This window comes from Corallococcus exercitus (genome assembly GCF_003611585.1).
In the GTDB taxonomy this organism is placed as follows: domain Bacteria; phylum Myxococcota; class Myxococcia; order Myxococcales; family Myxococcaceae; genus Corallococcus; species Corallococcus exercitus.
The window spans coordinates 1-16,608 of record NZ_RAVW01000207.1; the positions used below are offsets into that span (position 1 = coordinate 1).

At 71.1% G+C, this 16,608-nt stretch carries 14 protein-coding genes; 9 read left to right on the forward strand and 5 right to left on the reverse strand.

What is annotated here, in order from left to right; all coding sequences use genetic code 11:
* Positions 1-253 precede the first annotated feature (253 nt).
* From D7W79_RS23930 to sufT, 7 genes are read left to right on the forward strand one after another with little or no spacing between them, the layout of a single operon-like run.
* Positions 254-751: an SUF system Fe-S cluster assembly regulator gene (locus D7W79_RS23930; RefSeq protein ID WP_120527709.1), complete on the forward strand. Its 498-nt coding sequence runs from the start codon at positions 254-256 to the stop codon at positions 749-751.
* Positions 748-2,187, forward strand: coding sequence for a Fe-S cluster assembly protein SufB (gene sufB, locus D7W79_RS23935; protein ID WP_120527710.1), 1,440 nt, complete (start codon positions 748-750; stop codon positions 2,185-2,187). The genes D7W79_RS23930 and sufB overlap by 4 nt, the downstream gene beginning before the upstream one ends.
* A complete protein-coding gene (gene sufC, locus D7W79_RS23940; RefSeq protein WP_120527711.1) occupies positions 2,187-2,975 on the forward strand; it encodes a Fe-S cluster assembly ATPase SufC in 789 nt (262 codons plus the stop codon). Before sufB ends, sufC begins: the two co-directional genes overlap by 1 nt.
* The gene (gene sufD, locus D7W79_RS23945) at positions 2,972-4,282 is read left to right on the forward strand and encodes a Fe-S cluster assembly protein SufD (RefSeq protein ID WP_120527712.1); all 1,311 of its coding nucleotides are present in this window, start codon (positions 2,972-2,974) and stop codon (positions 4,280-4,282) included. Before sufC ends, sufD begins: the two co-directional genes overlap by 4 nt.
* Entirely contained in the window at positions 4,279-5,508 is a 1,230-nt protein-coding gene (locus D7W79_RS23950) for a cysteine desulfurase (protein ID WP_120527713.1), read from the forward strand. Before sufD ends, D7W79_RS23950 begins: the two co-directional genes overlap by 4 nt.
* Positions 5,505-5,957, forward strand: coding sequence for a Fe-S cluster assembly sulfur transfer protein SufU (gene sufU / locus D7W79_RS23955; protein WP_120527714.1), 453 nt, complete (start codon positions 5,505-5,507; stop codon positions 5,955-5,957). The genes D7W79_RS23950 and sufU overlap by 4 nt, the downstream gene beginning before the upstream one ends.
* Before the next feature lie 9 nt (positions 5,958-5,966).
* Positions 5,967-6,518 carry a putative Fe-S cluster assembly protein SufT gene (sufT, locus tag D7W79_RS23960; RefSeq protein ID WP_120527715.1) on the forward strand — a complete coding sequence of 184 codons (552 nt, stop codon included), beginning with the start codon at positions 5,967-5,969 and terminating at the stop codon, positions 6,516-6,518.
* A gap of 19 nt (positions 6,519-6,537) precedes the next feature.
* Here sufT and D7W79_RS23965 read toward each other — a convergent pair whose 3' ends face one another.
* Positions 6,538-7,203, reverse strand: a complete 666-nt coding sequence (locus D7W79_RS23965) for a type 1 glutamine amidotransferase domain-containing protein (protein WP_120527716.1) — start codon at positions 7,201-7,203, stop codon at positions 6,538-6,540.
* Positions 7,204-7,423: 220 nt separating this feature from the next.
* On the opposite strand from D7W79_RS23965, the gene D7W79_RS23970 reads away from it, so the two are divergent.
* Both D7W79_RS23970 and D7W79_RS23975 read left to right on the forward strand, forming a co-directional pair.
* Positions 7,424-8,818: an isoaspartyl peptidase/L-asparaginase family protein gene (locus D7W79_RS23970; protein ID WP_167497731.1), complete on the forward strand. Its 1,395-nt coding sequence runs from the start codon at positions 7,424-7,426 to the stop codon at positions 8,816-8,818.
* Between the two features lie 83 nt (positions 8,819-8,901).
* Positions 8,902-9,714, forward strand: a complete 813-nt coding sequence (locus tag D7W79_RS23975) for an SDR family NAD(P)-dependent oxidoreductase (protein ID WP_120527717.1) — start codon at positions 8,902-8,904, stop codon at positions 9,712-9,714.
* Positions 9,715-9,739: 25 nt separating this feature from the next.
* Here D7W79_RS23975 and D7W79_RS23980 read toward each other — a convergent pair whose 3' ends face one another.
* From D7W79_RS23980 to D7W79_RS46475, 4 genes are all read right to left on the reverse strand, one after another.
* Positions 9,740-13,516: a tetratricopeptide repeat protein gene (locus D7W79_RS23980; RefSeq protein ID WP_120527718.1), complete on the reverse strand. Its 3,777-nt coding sequence runs from the start codon at positions 13,514-13,516 to the stop codon at positions 9,740-9,742.
* A gap of 85 nt (positions 13,517-13,601) precedes the next feature.
* Positions 13,602-15,422, reverse strand: a complete 1,821-nt coding sequence (locus D7W79_RS23985; RefSeq protein WP_120527719.1) for a serine/threonine-protein kinase — start codon at positions 15,420-15,422, stop codon at positions 13,602-13,604.
* 131 nt (positions 15,423-15,553) lie between these two features.
* Positions 15,554-16,138: a GAF domain-containing protein gene (locus tag D7W79_RS23990; RefSeq protein WP_120527720.1), complete on the reverse strand. Its 585-nt coding sequence runs from the start codon at positions 16,136-16,138 to the stop codon at positions 15,554-15,556.
* A gap of 258 nt (positions 16,139-16,396) precedes the next feature.
* Positions 16,397-16,608 (reverse strand): hypothetical protein (locus tag D7W79_RS46475; RefSeq protein ID WP_208729822.1); only part of this gene is annotated, 212 nt, incomplete at its 5' end.

The following is a 16,608-nucleotide window of genomic DNA, read 5'->3' on the forward strand; positions in this document are numbered from 1 at the left end:
GTGGTGGGCGCGGGCGCGGGGGCCGGGGCGGACTTCTTCTCACAACCCACCAGGGCCAGGGCCAGCGCGGTGAGCAGGAGGGGGAGGGGACGGCGCATCGGTGGGGCTCCTCGAGGGAGACGGGCTCGGAAAGCGGACGGCTCCACCCTAGCTCGTTGCTTCTGGATTTGAATGTGGACTGAACCGGTCCACATTACATAAGAGGCCGTCGCGGGCATCGGGCCCGCGGACAGCCACAGGAGATACCCCACACATGCTCCGGATGAGCAAGATGACCGACTACGGCATCGTGCTGATGACCGAGCTGGCGCGCGCGGACGGGGAAACCCGCACCACGCGAGAGCTGGCGGCGCGCACGCATGTCGCCCTTCCGTCCGCGAGCAAGGTCCTCAAGGGCCTGCTGCAGGCGGGGCTGGTGGTGTCGCACCGGGGGGCGAACGGCGGCTACGGCCTGTCGCGTCCGGCGGAGGCCATCTCGCTGGCGGAGCTGGTGTCCGCGCTGGAGGGGCCGGTGTCCCTCACGGAGTGTGGCCAGCACCCCGGCAAGCCCGCGGGCCCCTGTGAGCTGGAGGCCGTCTGCCAGGTGCGCGGCCACTGGCGCCTCATCAATCAAGCCATCCAGGAAGCACTGGGGAAGCTGACGCTCGCGGACCTGCGCGCGCCCGCGCCCCGCATGCCGGAGCGGCTGGTGGGCCTGGGCCTGCCGACGTCCTCGGCCCTTCCTCCTTCCCTTACGGGAGTCCGTTCATGAGCAGCACCGAAACCATCCAGGAGCTGACGCGCAAGGGCTACCAGGCGGGCTTCGTCACCCAGGTGGAGGCGGACACGCTGCCACCCGGCCTGGACGAGGACGTCATCCGCGTGCTGTCCGCGAAGAAGAACGAGCCGGCCTTCATGCTGGAGTGGCGCCTGAAGGCGTACCGCCACTGGCTCACGCTGAAGGAGCCGACGTGGCAGGCGGTGAAGTACCACCCCATCGACTACCAGGCCATCCGCTACTACTCGGCGCCGAAGCAGAAGCCGAAGAAGGACAGCCTGTCGGAGGTGGACCCGGAGATCCTCCGCACCTACGAGAAGCTGGGCATCCCGCTGGAGGAGCAGAAGCGCCTGCAGAACGTCGCGGTGGATGCCGTCTTCGACTCCGTGTCGGTGGCCACCACGTTCCGGGAGAAGCTCTACAAGGCGGGCGTCATCTTCTGCTCGTTCTCCGAAGCCGTGCGCGAGCACCCGGAGCTGGTGGAGCGCTACCTGGGCACGGTGGTGCCCTTCTCCGACAACTTCTTCGCGGCGCTCAACTCCGCGGTCTTCAGCGACGGTTCGTTCTGCTACGTGCCCAAGGGCGTGAAGTGCCCCATGGAGCTGTCCACGTACTTCCGCATCAACGCGGCGGACACGGGCCAGTTCGAGCGCACGCTGCTCGTGGCGGATGAAGGCGCCTCCGTGAGCTACCTGGAGGGCTGCACCGCGCCCATGCGCGACACCAACCAGCTGCACGCGGCGGTGGTGGAGCTGGTGGCGCTGGACGGCGCGTCCATCAAGTACAGCACGGTGCAGAACTGGTACCCGGGCGACGCGGAGGGCCGGGGCGGCATCTACAACTTCGTCACCAAGCGCGGCATCGCGCACCAGCGCGCCAAGATTTCGTGGACGCAGGTGGAGACGGGCTCGGCCATCACCTGGAAGTACCCCAGCGTCATCCTCAAGGGGGATGACTCGGTGGGCGAGTTCTACTCGGTGGCGCTCACCAACCACCGGCAGCAGGCGGACACGGGCACGAAGATGATCCACATCGGCAAGAACACCCGGTCCACCATCGTGTCCAAGGGCATCTCCGCGGGCCGCGGGCAGAACACGTACCGGGGCCAGGTGAAGATGCTCAAGAGCGCGGCGAACGCACGCAACTACACGCAGTGCGATTCGCTGTTGTTGGGCGACGAGTGCGGCGCCCACACGCTGCCGTACATCGAGGTGAAGAACGCGACCGCGCAGGTGGAGCACGAGGCGTCCACGTCGAAGATTGGCGAGGACCAGCTCTTCTACTGCCGGCAGCGCGGCATCTCGCAGGAGGACGCGGTGTCGATGATCGTGAACGGCTTCTGCCGTCAGGTCTTCAAGGAACTGCCCATGGAGTTCGCGGTGGAAGCGCAGAAGCTGCTGGGCGTGAGTCTGGAAGGGAGCGTCGGGTGATGGCGTCGTTGTTGAGCATCCAGGACCTGCACGCCCGCGTGGGCGGCAAGGACATCCTCAAGGGCATCAACCTGGAGGTGGGCGCCGGCGAGGTGCACGCCATCATGGGGCCCAACGGCTCCGGCAAGAGCACGCTCGCGGGCGTGCTGGCGGGGCGTGAGACGTACGAAGTGACGAAGGGCTCCGTGCTCTTCGACGGCAAGGACCTGCTGGGCACGCCGCCAGAGGAGCGCGCGAAGGCGGGCGTGTTCCTGGGGTTCCAGTACCCGGTGGAGATTCCGGGCGTGGGCAACCTGCACTTCCTGCGCACGGCGCTCAACGCGCAGCGCCGCGCGAAGGGCGAGGAAGAGCTGGACGCGATGGACTTCCTCGCGCTGGCCAAGGAGAAGGCGAAGCTCGTGCAGCTGGACGCGGCGTTCATGAACCGCTCCGTGAACGAGGGCTTCTCCGGCGGAGAGAAGAAGCGCAACGAGATCTTCCAGATGGCGGTGCTCCAGCCCCGGCTGGGGCTGCTGGATGAGACGGACTCGGGCCTGGACATCGACGCCCTGCGCATCGTCGCGGGCGGGGTGAACGCGCTGCGCTCGAAGGACCGCGCGCTGGTGGTCATCACCCACTACCAGCGGCTCCTGGACTACATCGTGCCGGACCATGTGCACGTGATGGCGGCGGGCCGCATCGTGCGCTCGGGTGGGCGCGAGCTGGCGCTGGAGCTGGAGGAGAAGGGCTACGGCTGGATTGGCGCGGAGGGCGCCGCCGCCGGCAAGGCGAAGGAGGCCCGGCCATGAGCGCGGCCCACTACGCGGACGTGGCCCGTGCCTTCCAGGCGCGCGGGGATGCGCCCGCGTGGCTCCAGGCGATTCGTGAAGAGGGCCTGAGCCAGTTCCAGGCGCGCGGCCTGCCCACGTCCAAGGACGAGGAGTGGAAGTACACGCCCGTGGCCACGCTGTCGTCGCATCCCTTCCAGCCCGTGCGGGACGTGTCCGCGGGCGAGGACGTGGCCCAGGCGGTGGCGCGGCTGGCGCTGCCCGGCCCCCGGCTGGTGTTCGTGGACGGTCGCTTCGTGCCGGCGCTGTCGGTGCTCACCGGCCTGCCTCGCGGCGTGGTGCTCAAGCCGCTGTCGCAGGCGCTGCGTGAAGATGGCGCGCTGTTGCAGGAGACGCTGGGCCAGCTCTCGCGGCCGTCGGCGCATGCCTTCACGTCGCTCAACGCCGCGCTGCTGGAGGAGGGCGCGCTGCTCACGCTCGCGCCCCGGGCCTTGAGCGAGGTGCCGGTGCAGCTGCTGTTCCTCGCGCGCGGCGGCGACGGGCCGGTGCTGGCCAGTCCGCGCATCGTCGTGGTGGCGGGCGAGGGCAGCGAGGCCACGCTGGTGGAGACGTACGCGGGGCTGGGCTCCGGGGCGACGTTCACCAACGCGGTGACGGAGGTGTCGCTGGGCGACAACGCCAGCCTGCGCCACTTCAAGCTCCAGGCGGAGGGTGACACCGCGCTGCACCTGGGCGGGCTGTACTCGCGGCAGGGGCGCGACAGCCGCTTCCAGTCGCACGCGTTCTCGTTCGGCGGGGCGCTGGCTCGCAACGAAGTGCACGCGGCTTTCGCGGGCGAGGGCGGCGAGTGCGTGCTCAATGGCCTGTTCGTGGGCCGGGGCACGCAGCACCTGGACAACCGCACGGACCTGGACCACGCGGTGCCGCGCTGCTCCAGCCGTGAGCTCTACAAGGGCGTGCTGGATGACCGCGCGCGCGGCACCTTCCACGGGAAGATCCGCGTGCGCGAGGACGCGCAGAAGACGGACGCCAGCCAGACCAGCCGCAACCTGCTGCTCTCCGAGGGCGCGCAGGTGGACGCGCGGCCCCAGCTGGAAATCTTCGCGGACGACGTGAAGTGCGCGCACGGCACGGCGGTGGGCCGGCTGGATGACAACGCGCTGTTCTACCTGCGCTCGCGCGGCATTCCGAAGGTGGACGCGGAGCGGATGCTGACGCAGGCGTTCGCGAGTGAGCTGGTGCGCGCGGTGCCGGAGGGTCCGGTGCGGGCGCGCGTGGAAGCGCTGCTCGCGGGAAAGCTGCCGGGTTCGGCGGAGGTGATGGGATGAGCGGGCCTGGATTCGACCTGGCGCGGGTGCGCGCGGACTTCCCCATCCTCCGGCAGGAGGTACGGGGCCGGCCGCTGGTGTACCTGGACAGCGCCGCCACGGGGCAGAAGCCGCAGGCGGTGCTGGACGCGCTGACGCGCTACTACACGCACGACAACGCCAACGTGCACCGTGGCGTGCACATCCTCTCCGAGCGCGCCACGCAGGCCTTCGAGGACGCGCGCGAGACGGTGCGCCGCTTCATCCATGCCAAGGATGTGCGCGAGGTCATCTTCGTGCGCGGCACCACGGAGGCCATCAACCTGGTGGCCGCCACCTACGGCCGCAAGCACGTGGGCCCGGGGGACGAGGTGCTCATCTCCGCCATGGAGCACCACTCCAACATCGTGCCCTGGCAGATGGTGTGCGACGCGGCGGGCGCGAAGCTGCGCGTGATTCCCGTGGACGAGCGCGGCGCGCTCCAGATGGATGCCGTGGACGCGCTGCTCACGGAGAAGACGCGCCTGCTGGCCATCACCCACGTGTCCAACGCGCTGGGCTCCGTAAACCCCATCAAGGAGCTGGTGGCCAAGGCGCACGCGAAGAACATCCCGGTGTTGGTGGACGGGGCGCAGTCGGTGACGCACTTCCCGGTGGACGTGCAGGACCTGGGCTGTGACTTCTACGCCTTCAGCGGGCACAAGCTCTTCGGTCCCACGGGCATCGGCGTGCTGTACGGCAAGCTGGCCATGCTGGAGTCGCTGCCGCCGTACCAGGGCGGCGGGGACATGATCCTCTCCGTGACGATGGAGAAGACCGTCTACAACCGCGTGCCGCACCGCTTCGAGGCGGGCACGCCGGACATGGCGGGCGCGGTGGGGCTGGCCGCGGCCATCCGCTACCTGGAGGCCGTGGGCATGGAGAACGTGTCCCAGCACGACCAGTGGCTGCTCGCGTACGCGACGGAGGCGCTGGCGGCGGTGCCGGGGCTGAAGCTGGTGGGCACGGCGCCGCGCAAGACGGGCGTGCTGTCCTTCACGCTGGAGGACGTCCACCCGCACGACGTGGGCACCATCCTGGACCAGGAGGGCATCTGCATCCGCACCGGGCACCACTGCGCCCAGCCGCTGATGCAGCGCTTCGGCGTGGCGGCCACGGCGCGGGCGTCGCTGGCGCTCTACAACACGCGCGAGGACGTGGACGCGCTGGTGAAGGGCCTGCACAAGGTGAAGGAGGTGTTCGCGTGAGTTCCGACCTCAAGGACCTGTACCAGGAGGTGGTGCTGGAGCACTCCAAGCGCCCGCGCAACTTCCGGGTGGTGGAGGGCGCCACCTGCGCGGCGGAGGGCTACAACCCGCTGTGCGGCGACCAGCTCTCCGTGACGCTCAAGCTGGAGGACGGCGTCATCCGCGACATCGGCTTCCAGGGCCAGGGCTGCGCCATCTCCAAGGCGTCCGCGTCACTGATGACGGGCGCGGTGAAGGACAAGACGCGCGAGGAGGCGCAAGCCCTCTTCGAGCGCGTGCACACGCTGGTGACGGAGGGGCCGGACAAGGTGGATCCGGAGTCGCTGGGCAAGCTCGCGGTGCTGTCGGGCGTGAGCGAGTTCCCGGCCCGGGTGAAGTGCGCGAGCCTGGCGTGGCACACGCTGCACGCGGCGCTGGATGGCCGCTCCACGTCGGTGTCGACGGAGTAGGGAGGGGACATGCGAGGCGCGATGACGGTCATCGAGCGCGACGTGGACGCGATGCTCATCCCCAGCGGGGACAAGGTGTTGCTGCCGGCGGGCTCGGAGTTGACGGTGGTGCAGACGCTGGGCGGCAACGTCACGGTGCAGGACCCGTACGGCCAGCTGTTCCGCATCGACGAGAAGAACGCGGACGTGCTGGGCGAGGAGTACGCCGCCAAGGCGAAGGCGCCCGACGCGGAGGTCACTCCCGGGGAGTTCCACGAGGAGCAGGTCTGGGAGCAGCTGCGCACGGTCTACGACCCGGAGATCCCGGTGAACATCGTGGAGCTGGGCCTGGTGTACACGTGCAAGGCCACGCCGCTGGACGAGGGCGGTCAGCGCGTGGACATCGAGATGACGCTCACCGCGCCCGGCTGCGGCATGGGTCAGGTGCTGGTGGAGGACGTGCGCTCCAAGGTGTCCGCGCTGCCCGGCGTGAAGGAGGCCCACGTGGAGCTGGTCTGGGAGCCGCAGTGGGACCAGAGCCGCATGACGGACGTCGCGCGGCTCCAGCTGGGCTGGATGTGAAGTCCCCGGGCCCTGCCTGCTAGGCCAGGGCCTTGCGGCCGCGTGCGACCAGGCCCACCGTGGCCGCGGCGGCGAGTCCGCCCGCGAGCCACCGGGGCCAGCGCGGCGCGGCTTCCGCGGTGGAGCGGCGGGCGATGGCGGGCGACATGCGCTCCGCGAAGAGCTCCACCATGGCGTGCTCGAAGGCGAGCAGGTCGTGCGGGCCCCGGCTGGACACCCAGTTGCCGTCGCGCACCACGGGCTCGTCCGTCCAGTGCGCGCCCGCGTTCTCCATGTCGTTGCGGATGCCCGGCCAGGACGTCAGGTGGCGGCCTTCCAGCAGCCCCGCCGACGCGAGCAGCCACGGCCCGTGACAGATGACCGCGATGGGCTGGTCCAGCAGGTCCGCGTCCTTCACGAAGTCCAGCGCCAGGGCGCTCTGCCGCAGGAAGTCCGGGTTCATGAAGCCGCCGGGCAGCAGCAGCGCGTCGAAGTCCGCGGCCTTCACCTCACGCAGGGTGGCGTCCACGCGCACCTTGCGGCCGGGCACCAGCAGGTTCATGCCCCGGATGCGGCCCTTGTGGAGGGAGACGATGGTGACGCTCGCGCCTTCTTTCTCCAGGCGCTTCACCGGCCGCGTCAGCTCCACCTGCTCGAAGCCATCCGCCGCCAGTACGGCCACCCGCATCCCCTTCAGCTTCTTCATTGCCCCGTCCTCCCGATGTCCGTCGGTGCGCTACAACCCAAACCTGCACGGTGGACATGCCCTCCTGGGAGGGGAAGCGGAGAGCAGGCGGACAGGCGGGCGCTCGCGGTGTCGCCGGGTGAAATCCCGCCCGGGGCTGGTGCGGCGCGGCATGCGGCGGTCCTGGACGCCCCCGGGTGAACGGCTCTACGACAAGAGTTCCTTTCTGGAGGCGCACGGCATGTCCCCCACGTTCTCTCCCCGGATGCACCGGAGCCTGCTCGCGGGCACGGCGCTGTTGCTGGCTCCCATGGGCTGCGCCACGTCCTCGCAGGTGGGCGCCGCGCGTGACGAGGCGGCCCTGCGCACGGATGAACCGCCGCGCGTGAAGCCCAAGTGGGGCTTGGTCATCCACGGCGGTGCGGGCGTGATTTCACGCGAGAACCTCACCCCGGAGCGCGAGGCCGCGATGCGCGCCGTGCTCACGGAGGCGCTCCAGGCGGGACACGCGGTGCTGGCCAAGGGCGGCCGAAGCCTGGACGCGGTGACGGCGGCCATCCGCGTGCTGGAGGACTCGCCGTACTTCAACGCCGGCAAGGGCGCGGTGTTCAACCACGACGGCGTGAACGAGCTGGACGCGGCGGTGATGGACGGCAAGACGCGCATGGCCGGCGCGGTGGCCGGCGTGCGCCACATCCAGAACCCCATCGACCTGGCGCGACTGGTGATGGAGAAGTCGCCGCACGTGATGATGGTGGGTGACGGGGCGGAGGCCTTCGCGCAGTCGCAGGGCATGCCCCTGGTGGACGCGAAGTACTTCTACACGGAGGAGCGCTGGCAGGGCCTCCAGCGAGCGCTGGAGCAGGAGCGCGCGAAGGAGGCTCCGCCCACGGAGCAGGGGCAGCCATCCACGCAGGGCCAGACGCCCGGACAGCCCGCGCAGCCGGCGACGCCCGGCCAGCCGTCCACGCAAGGCGCGACGCCCGCGACGCCCGGTCAGCCGGTAACGCCCGCGCAGCCGTCATCACCGGCGCAGCCGCCCGCGTCGACGCAGCCTCCGGCGTCCCGGTCGGCAGCCCCGGGCCAGCCCTCCGCACCCGGCAAGCCGCCTGCATCGGCGCGGCCCCCGGCGTCGCAGTCGGGTCAGCCCGCGACGCCTGCGCAGCCGCAGCCTGGCTCATCGCTGACGCCGGGCGTGGACCCCATCACGGGGGACCACAAGTTCGGCACGGTGGGCGCGGTGGCGTTGGACATGGACGGCAACCTCGCGGCGGGCACGTCCACGGGCGGCATGACCAACAAGCGCTTCGGCCGGGTGGGGGACTCGCCCATCATCGGCGCGGGCACCTACGCGGATGAGCGCTGCGCCGTCTCCGCCACGGGCCACGGCGAGTTCTTCATCCGCTACACGGTGGCGCGCGACATCTGCGCCCGCGTCGAGTACCAGGACCTCCCCCTGCCGGAGGCCGCCAGCTACGTCGTCAACGACGTGCTGGTGAAGGCCGGCGGCGAGGGCGGCGTCATCGCCATGGACCGCCAGGGCCACGTGGCCATGCCCTTCAACTCCAGCGGCATGTATCGCGGCTACATCGGCGAGGACGGCACGCCCACCGTCGCCATCTTCCAGCAACCCTAGGCAGGCGGCCGAGCCCCGCTTGTCCGGCAGCGCGCGAAGCCAAAGCTTTCACTCCACGTCTTCCCCACCCCGGAGAGAGAGCCATGGCCTCGCGCGCGTCCACGTCCACCCGTCCCCTCGCGGTCGTCACCGGAGCCTCCAGCGGCATCGGCTACGAATTGGCGAAGCAGTTCGCGAAGAACGGCTTCGACCTGCTCATCGCCGCGGAGGACAAGGGCATCGTGGAGGTGGTGGCCGCCTTTGAAAGCCTGGGCTCCTGGGTGAAGAGCGTGCAGGTGGACCTGGCGAAGGCGGAGGGCGTCCAGCGCCTCTACGCCGAAATCAAACAGGTGGGCCGCCCGGTGGACGCCATCGCCATCAACGCGGGCGTGGGCGTGGGCGGTGACTTCGCCCGGCAGACGGACCTCCAGGCGGAGCTGAACCTCATCAACCTGAACGTGACGTCGTCGGTGCACCTGGCGAAGCTCGTGCTCAAGGACATGGTGGCGCGCAACGTGGGCCGCGTCCTCTTCACGTCCTCCATCGCGGCCACCATGCCGGGCCCCTTCGAAGCGGTGTACGCCGCCTCCAAGGCCTTCCTGCTCTCCTTCTCCGAAGCCCTGCGCAACGAGCTGAAGGACACGGCCATCACCGTGACGGCCCTGATGCCGGGCCCCACGGAGACGAACTTCTTCCACCGCGCCGGCATGGACGACACGCGCGTGGGGGCGCAGGAGAAGGACAGCGCGGAGCAGGTGGCGCGCGAGGGCTACGAGGCCCTGATGGCCGGCAAGGACAAGGTCGTCGCCGGCTCGCTCGCGAACAAGGTGATGGCCGCGGCCGCCACGGTGCTGCCCGCGCCCATCTCCGCCGAGCAGCACCGCAAGCTGTCCGAGCCCGGCTCCGCGCACCACTGACGTGACGCGCGGAGCGTCGTGACGCCTACTGCTTCACGAGGAACAGCTCGCGCACCTGGAGCAGGTCCACGTCGCCAGCGAAGGCGGAGAACTTCTCGTACTCCGCCGGGGTGACGCGGGCGCGGGGCATGCGGATGGACTCCGCGATGCTGAGCATGCGCCCCTCCTGCTTCTCCGAACGGGTGAAGTGGCCGAACTCGCTGTCCACCTTCAGGGCCGCCTGCGGGTCGCTGAGCTTCCAGCCCTGGGGCAGGGTGAGGGCGACGTTCGTGCGGCTGGCCTCCGTGTCGTCGATGTAGAGCGGCGTGGTGCGGGTGGACAGCTGCACGTAGCGCCGGCCCAGCAGGGCGGGGAAGGTGAGGGGGCCCAGCGCCATGCGGCTGTCGCCCTCCATGCGCCCGAAGCGCGGCACGGTGAACACGTAGCGCAGCACGAAGGGCGCGCCCACGGCCTCCTCATGCTCCAGCTTCACGGAGGCCAGCTCCGCGCCGCCGAAGTAGCGCGACACCGCGCCCTGGAGCGCCTGCTTGCGGCTCTCCGCGGAGAGCTGCTCGAAGGCCTCCGCGATTTGAGCGGCCTCGAAGCCGGTATAGGTCTCCTCGCCCTGGCCCTTGAGGCTGCCGTCGGCGCCCAGCTCCAGGGTGAGCTTCACGTCCTTGCCCGCGCGCGGCTTGAGCGGCGGCGTCTTCACCTTCCGCAGGGGCTTGCCGGGCTCCGGCATGAGGTAGGCCTCACGCTCGCCCATGGCGGCTTCCGGCAGCTCGCCGAAGGGGCCGTAGCGCACGGACGTGTCCAGCCACAAGGGCTCCTCGCCCGGCACCTCCACGCGCAGCGCCGCGTAGGGCAGGAGCGCGTCCGCCGGGAAGAGGTAGGGCGCGGGGTCGGTGTTGAAGGTGCGGATCGCGGCGACGCGCGAGGGGATGCCCAGCGTCTCCAGGCCCGCCTTCATCACGGTGAGCCGGCTGCCGCGGTCCTGCGCCACGGTGGAGGCCGCGGACTGCGCGAGGCTCGCGTCGCGTCCGGAGAAGCGCTTCATCACCGCGGCGTGCAGCGCCTTCACCGCGTCCAGGCCCTTCTTGCCCTCCGTGGCCTGGCGCGCGAAGGCCTCCACCTCCGAGGTGCGCAGCCACCGGTCCTGGAACGCGTCGCCGTACACGCGCGCCAGGCCGTCGTTGCCCGTCTCGCCCGCGCCCACCATCACGAAGGGCAGGTACTCGTTGCCGGAGGGCGGCGCGTCCGGCTCCGGGATGAACGGCGGCACGCGGCGCGCGTCGTAGTGGAACACCTCCACGTCGCCCTTCACCTCCGGCGGCGGCGCCTTCATGCCGTGCGCGTCCACCTTCATGCCGCTGCCCTTGGGGGCGACGACCGTGTACGTGCTCCACGCGTTCGGCTGGTTGGCGATCTGGAAGTAGAACGCGGACGCGGTGAAGCCCGGCTGCGCGGGGCCGCGGTCGCTTTCGGGCAGCAGGTACTCCACCTCCACGGAGTCACCGACCTGCACGCCGGGCAGGCTCATGGTGTCCTTGCCCTCGATGTTCTCCGGCTCCAGCACGCGGCCGTCGGCCTTGAGCGTGCGCAGCGCCAGCACCTGGGCGCCGCGAGGGATGTTCACCTCCGCGATGTCCTGCACGCCCGACTGCTCCAGCGCCTTCTGGATGGTGTGGATGCGGTTGACGAGCGAGCCGTCCGGGTAGACCTGCACCGCCGCCGCGTCCAGCACGTACGCCGCCGAGCTGCCGCCGGTGACGGGCGCCGCCTCGTAGGCCTTCAGCGCCTCCTTGCCGTCGATGGCGTACGCCGCCAGCAGCTCCTTGCCCGTCTTCGCGCGCTCCACCGCGCGGCGCAGCGACAGGTCCGTGCCGTCCAGCTTGAGCGCCTGCTCGCGCAGCTTCAGCGCCTCCGCGCCCTGGCCCGCGTACTCGCGCACGTCCGCCAGCCGCTTGAGGATTTCGGCGTTGCGCGGCCAGACCTTCGCCTGCGCCTGGAGCACCTTCGCCGCGTCGTCGTAGCGGCGCTGGCTCAGGTAGATGCTGGAGAGCGCCGCGGCGGTGGTGAGGTTGTCCGGATCCTGCGCCAGCAGCTGCGTGTAGCCCTTCGCCGCGCCCTCCAGGTCGCCGCGCGTGCGCAGGTGGTCCACCCGCCGCGCTTCCGCGCCGGGGCAGCCCTCCTGGGCCTTCACCAGCTCATCCGTGCGGGCCACCGCGTCGCGGCGGCGCGCCAGCGAGTACTGCAACCCCAGCGCCTCGCACAGGCCCGGCTGGGCCTCCAGCGCCGAGGCCAGGGCGACCTCCGCCTGCGCGTCCACGTCCAGCGCCAGCGCGGCGCGGGCCATGAGGATGTGCACCGGGAAGCCCGCGGGCTTCACCGCGTCGCGCGCCGTCTTCAGCGTGTCCAGCGCGGTGGCCGGCTGGCCGTCATCCAGGAAGAGGTCCGCGCGCAGGAGCAGCGCGGCCACGTTGCCCGGGTCCTTCGCCAGCGCCGCCTCCAGGTCGCGCGTGGCCCGGCCGCGCGCCACCTTGGACGGGATGCCGCGGTCCTGCGCGGCCTGCTCCGCGCGCAGGGTGAGCAGCGCGGGCGTCGTCGCCTCCAGCTTCGCCATCAGCCGCTGGGTGCCGTCCGGGTCTCGCGCCAGGCCGTCGCGCACCGCGAGGAAGGTGCTCAGCGTCTCGCCGGCCTCGCTCTGGAGCGCCTGGGCCAGGTCCTCCGCGCCCGGGTACATGTCCGGGGCCTCCACCTCGCCCGGGGCGCTCGCGTTCCAGCGCGGCGCGGGCCCGGTGGCGGCGGTGAGGCGCACCCCGGCGGGGCTGCCGTCCGCCTTCATCAGCGCGAAGGTGAGGCCGCCCTGGGTGTTGTCGCGGGACATCTTCACCACGAAGCGGTGCTTGCCCGCCGGAAGCTCCATCGCGCGCACGCTCACCGTGGACGCGGTGCGCGCCCAGTCGCGGCGCTCCAGCACGGGGGCGCCGTCCATCAGCACGCGGTGCGACGTCTGGCTCACCGTGCGCAGCACGTACACGCCGCCTTCCGCCACCTCCGCGTCGATGCCCAGCGCGTACATGTCCCCGTGCCCGGGCTCGCCGCCCAGGTCCAGTCGGCCATCCGGCGAGCGCACCGTGCGCGCCGCGAGCGGGCCGTACGCCCCCGTGAAGGGGCCCGCGAACGAACCGTCCTTCTCCGGCGCGATGGGCTCGTCGATGGCCAGCACGTGGAAGGGCGAGAAGGGCCCCACCAGCGTGGCCTCGCTCGCGCCGCCCAGGTCCTTGAGCGTCTGCGCCTGGGTGGCCGTGTCCGCGCGGAGGCTGGCCACCGCCAGGCGCGCGGCGCGCAGCAGGTAGGCCGTCTCACCCCGGGCGCCCCCGGTGAGCCCAGCGTCCACGCCCTTGAGGATGTTGTCATCCTCCGCGCGCGAGGTGCCCACGCGGTCCAGCATGTAGCGGGCGGCGATGACGGACACCGGGTGGCGCGGGGCGCGCTTCACCAGCTCCACCGACGCGGCGAGCGCGCGGTCGGACTGGCCGTTGCGCCGGGCCAGCAGCGCCTGGCCTTGCAGGGCGTACGGGTCGCCCGGGTCCTTCTGCACGGCGGCGTCGAAGCGCTGCTGCGCGAGCTTCACGTCGCCCGCGACGAGGTAGGCGTGGAAGCCCGCGAACGCGAGCGTGCGCGCCTCCGCGTCACCCTGACCGGCGCGCTCGGCGGCGGACTCGAGCACGTGGGGCGCGACGACGGAGGAGGGCCGGGGGCAGCCGGTGAGCCCGGCGACGAGGGCGAGCGCGGTCAGGCCGCGACGGAAGGTGCGCATAGGGGAGCCGAGGGATAATGCAATCCCCTCGGAGAGGCCATATTCCCCTTGCGGTGCTTGTCAGGGACTCGCCCTGCTCGTTCCCCTAGCGGCGCTTCGGGGCGGGCTTCTTGGGTACCACCGCCTTCGCCGGCACCGTGTTGGCGGCCACCGTGCGCACCGGCGCCTGGGGGATGACCACCACCGGCGTGGCGGGGCCTTCCGACGCGGGCGCGGGCCGGTCCACCGTGTAGGTGAGCCCCTCGATGCTGCAGGTGCCCTCGATGCAGCCGACGGCCGGCGCGGGAGGCTCGCCGAAGTGGGCCTGCCAGTCCGGGCCCAGGTTCAGCGGCTCCGCGATGGCGCGCTGGTCCTTCCCCTGGCCGACGAAGGCCTGCAGCATGCCGTCCTCGGTGACGAACAGCTCCAGCCGCGCGTCGCCCTCGGGCGCCGGGAGGCCCAGCATGGCGCCACTGCGCTCGCCCAGCCCCCACTCCAGGGACAGCGGCGCGCCCACACCGTGGTGCACGAGCATCACGTAGCGGCCCGGCCGCCCCATCAGTCCCAGCGCGGCCACCGGCTCCGGGGGCGGACCGTTCAGCACTTCCTTCAGGCGGCGCTTCCACGTGGCTGGCGGCGCTTCGGCGCGCACGCGCGCGGTCAACCGGGCGACGCCGCCCACCAGGCCCATCACGTCCACGCGGGCGCGGCCCACGCGCTTCGCTCCGTCGTCGTCCACGGGCGGGAAGACGAGGGCCTTGTTTTCGAAGTTCAGCGTCCGTCCGGCCACCAGCATCTGCGGCAGATCCGGACCGTCCCCCATCGTCACCCGGCGCTTGTCCGCGGTGACCTCTTCCACCCGGCCGGGACCGTTGCGGGGCGTGCCCGGACCCAGCTCGCCCATCATGGCGGCGCCCGGCAGCGGCTGCTGCGTGCGCACCTGCCCGCTGCGGTAGTACGTCACGCCCAGCACGCCCACGGCGGCCAGCACCGTCAGCCCCGCGGCCGTCTGCGCCGTCACGCGCGCCGCGCGCCGCATGGACGCCTTCGCCCGCTGCCAGCGCGTCAGCCGCAGCGGCGGCATGGACAGCAGGCTGCCGGGGACCAGCGGCTCCAGGTCCGCGATGAGCGCGGTGACGGACGGATAGCGGTCGTCGGGATCCGGCTTGAGGCACCGCATCACGATGGCGTCCACGCGCGGATCCAGGCCCGAGCGCTTGCGCGACGGCGGATCGAAGGTGCCCAGCGGCACCTCGCCCGTGAAGGTCTCGTAGAGGATGACGCCCAGGGAGAAGATGTCCGCCCGCGCGTCCGCGCTCTTCGCGTCCACGCGCTGCTCGGGCGCCATGTACGAGATGGTGCCCATGGACACGTGCGTGGACGTGAGCGCGAAGCGCGAGGCCGCCGTCGCGTCGTCCAGGAAGGACGCCAGCCCGAAGTCGGACACCTTCGCGATGCCGCCGGCCTGCTGATCCAGCAGGATGTTCTCCGGCTTCAGGTCGCGGTGGATGACGCCCCGGCCGTGCGCGTATTCGATGGCCCGGCAGATCTCGAGCATCCGGCGCAGGAGCACCGGCGTCTCCATGGACGGGCTGCGCATGAGCTCGCGCAGGGACGGCCCGTCCACGAACTCCATCACCAGGTAGTAGGTGCTGTCCGTCTTCCCCTTGTCGACGATGGCGACGACGTGGGGATGGCTCAGGGTCGCCAGCGCCGCGGCTTCCTTCTGGAAGCGCGCGATGAACGACGGGTCCTTGGCCAGGTCCGGGTTCAGCAGCTTCACCGCGACTGTGCGGCCGAGCGACAGCTGGGTGGCCTTGTGGACCTCTCCCATGCCGCCGGCACCGACGAGCTTCTCCAGGCGGTAGCCGCTGACGAGGTCAGGAGGCCGGGAACGACTGATGGCGGTTGGCTCAAACGAGGACATGGGCGGGGCGCTGGGCGGCGAGGGTAGCAGAAACGGGGCGCCGCGTTACCGCTCCCCTTCAGTCCCTCGTGCCCCCTCCCGCTCGCCGGGTGGGCGGGCGGCCATGACCCCCCAAGGCCCTGGAGGTGGGCTCAGGTGTCCCCGGCGACGGGGCGCAGCACGCTGGTGAGGTTGGTGCGCACCTGCGACAGCGAGGAGCGCATGCTCGCGTGCCGCACCGACGCGCCAATGGCCCGCGCCAGCGACTTGAGCAGCGACACCTCTTCCGGGCGCCAGATGCGCGCCTGGTGGCAGTCCTCGAACGCCACGAACCCCCACCACTGCTTGGCCGGGACGATGGGGCACAAAAGGACGGACTGGACGCCCTGGCGCTCCAGCAGCTCGCGCATCATCGGCGGCGCCTCGCGCGAGGTGCAGTTGACCGGCATTCCCGCCTCCAGCATGTCCGTCCACGCCATCGCGTAGTCGCGGATGGGCAGCGCGCGCAGCACCGGGTGCGCCAGCGGGGACACCACGCCCGGCTCCGCCCACGCGTGGCGCAGGTCCGTGAGGAACCGGCCCGCCAGGTTCGTGGTCCGGTTCTCGAAGATGCAGGCCCGGTCCACCTTCATCGGGCGGGCCACCATGCCCAGCGCATCCGAACCCGTGGCCGGGCACAGGCCCTTGTCCAGGAGCAACCGCGACGCTTCGGACACCTTCGTGAACGCTTCCACCATGACCGTCTCGCTTGAAGGGGGGGAGGGGGGCGCCCCTTCCTGTCGTGGATGAACCGCCATCCACATATGTCCTGTTATGCGCGATTCCTCTGTTCCTGTCAAATGGTGGTTCTACTGAAAACACTGGAGGCGGGGAGAAGGCGCTTCCCGGGCCCGGAAACGACAACAGGGGCGCCCTCGTGAAGAGAGCGCCCCCGCGCCGGGCACCGTGTCCTGCCCGTTCCTTGGAGACGGGCGGGACGCGAGTGAAGAGAGGGATCAGCCCTCGGTCTTCGTCTCGGTGGTGGTCTTCTTCTCGGTCTTGGTCTTCGTGCCCTTCTTGGTGGCCTTGCCCTCGTGCTTGGTCTCGGTCTTGGTCTCGGCCTTCATCTCACCCTTCATCTCGCCCTGCGCCTCGGGGGCGGCGGCCTCGGTCTTCGCCTCGGCGGCTGTCTCGTATACACATCTGACGCTGCCGACGATAAGGCTAG

Bases quoted from the DNA above. Each gene is read 5' to 3' on its own strand.
- D7W79_RS23930 (WP_120527709.1), top strand. From the start codon at position 254: ATGCTCCGGATGAGCAAGATGACCGACTACGGCATCGTGCTGATGACC.
- sufB (WP_120527710.1), top strand. From the start codon at position 748: ATGAGCAGCACCGAAACCATCCAGGAGCTGACGCGCAAGGGCTACCAG.
- sufC (WP_120527711.1), top strand. From the start codon at position 2,187: ATGGCGTCGTTGTTGAGCATCCAGGACCTGCACGCCCGCGTGGGCGGC.
- sufD (WP_120527712.1), top strand. From the start codon at position 2,972: ATGAGCGCGGCCCACTACGCGGACGTGGCCCGTGCCTTCCAGGCGCGC.
- D7W79_RS23950 (WP_120527713.1), top strand. From the start codon at position 4,279: ATGAGCGGGCCTGGATTCGACCTGGCGCGGGTGCGCGCGGACTTCCCC.
- sufT (WP_120527715.1), top strand. From the start codon at position 5,967: ATGCGAGGCGCGATGACGGTCATCGAGCGCGACGTGGACGCGATGCTC.
- D7W79_RS23965 (WP_120527716.1), bottom strand. From the start codon at position 7,203: ATGAAGAAGCTGAAGGGGATGCGGGTGGCCGTACTGGCGGCGGATGGC.
- D7W79_RS23970 (WP_167497731.1), top strand. From the start codon at position 7,424: ATGTCCCCCACGTTCTCTCCCCGGATGCACCGGAGCCTGCTCGCGGGC.
- D7W79_RS23975 (WP_120527717.1), top strand. From the start codon at position 8,902: ATGGCCTCGCGCGCGTCCACGTCCACCCGTCCCCTCGCGGTCGTCACC.
- D7W79_RS23980 (WP_120527718.1), bottom strand. From the start codon at position 13,516: ATGCGCACCTTCCGTCGCGGCCTGACCGCGCTCGCCCTCGTCGCCGGG.
- D7W79_RS23985 (WP_120527719.1), bottom strand. From the start codon at position 15,422: ATGTCCTCGTTTGAGCCAACCGCCATCAGTCGTTCCCGGCCTCCTGAC.
- D7W79_RS23990 (WP_120527720.1), bottom strand. From the start codon at position 16,138: ATGGTGGAAGCGTTCACGAAGGTGTCCGAAGCGTCGCGGTTGCTCCTG.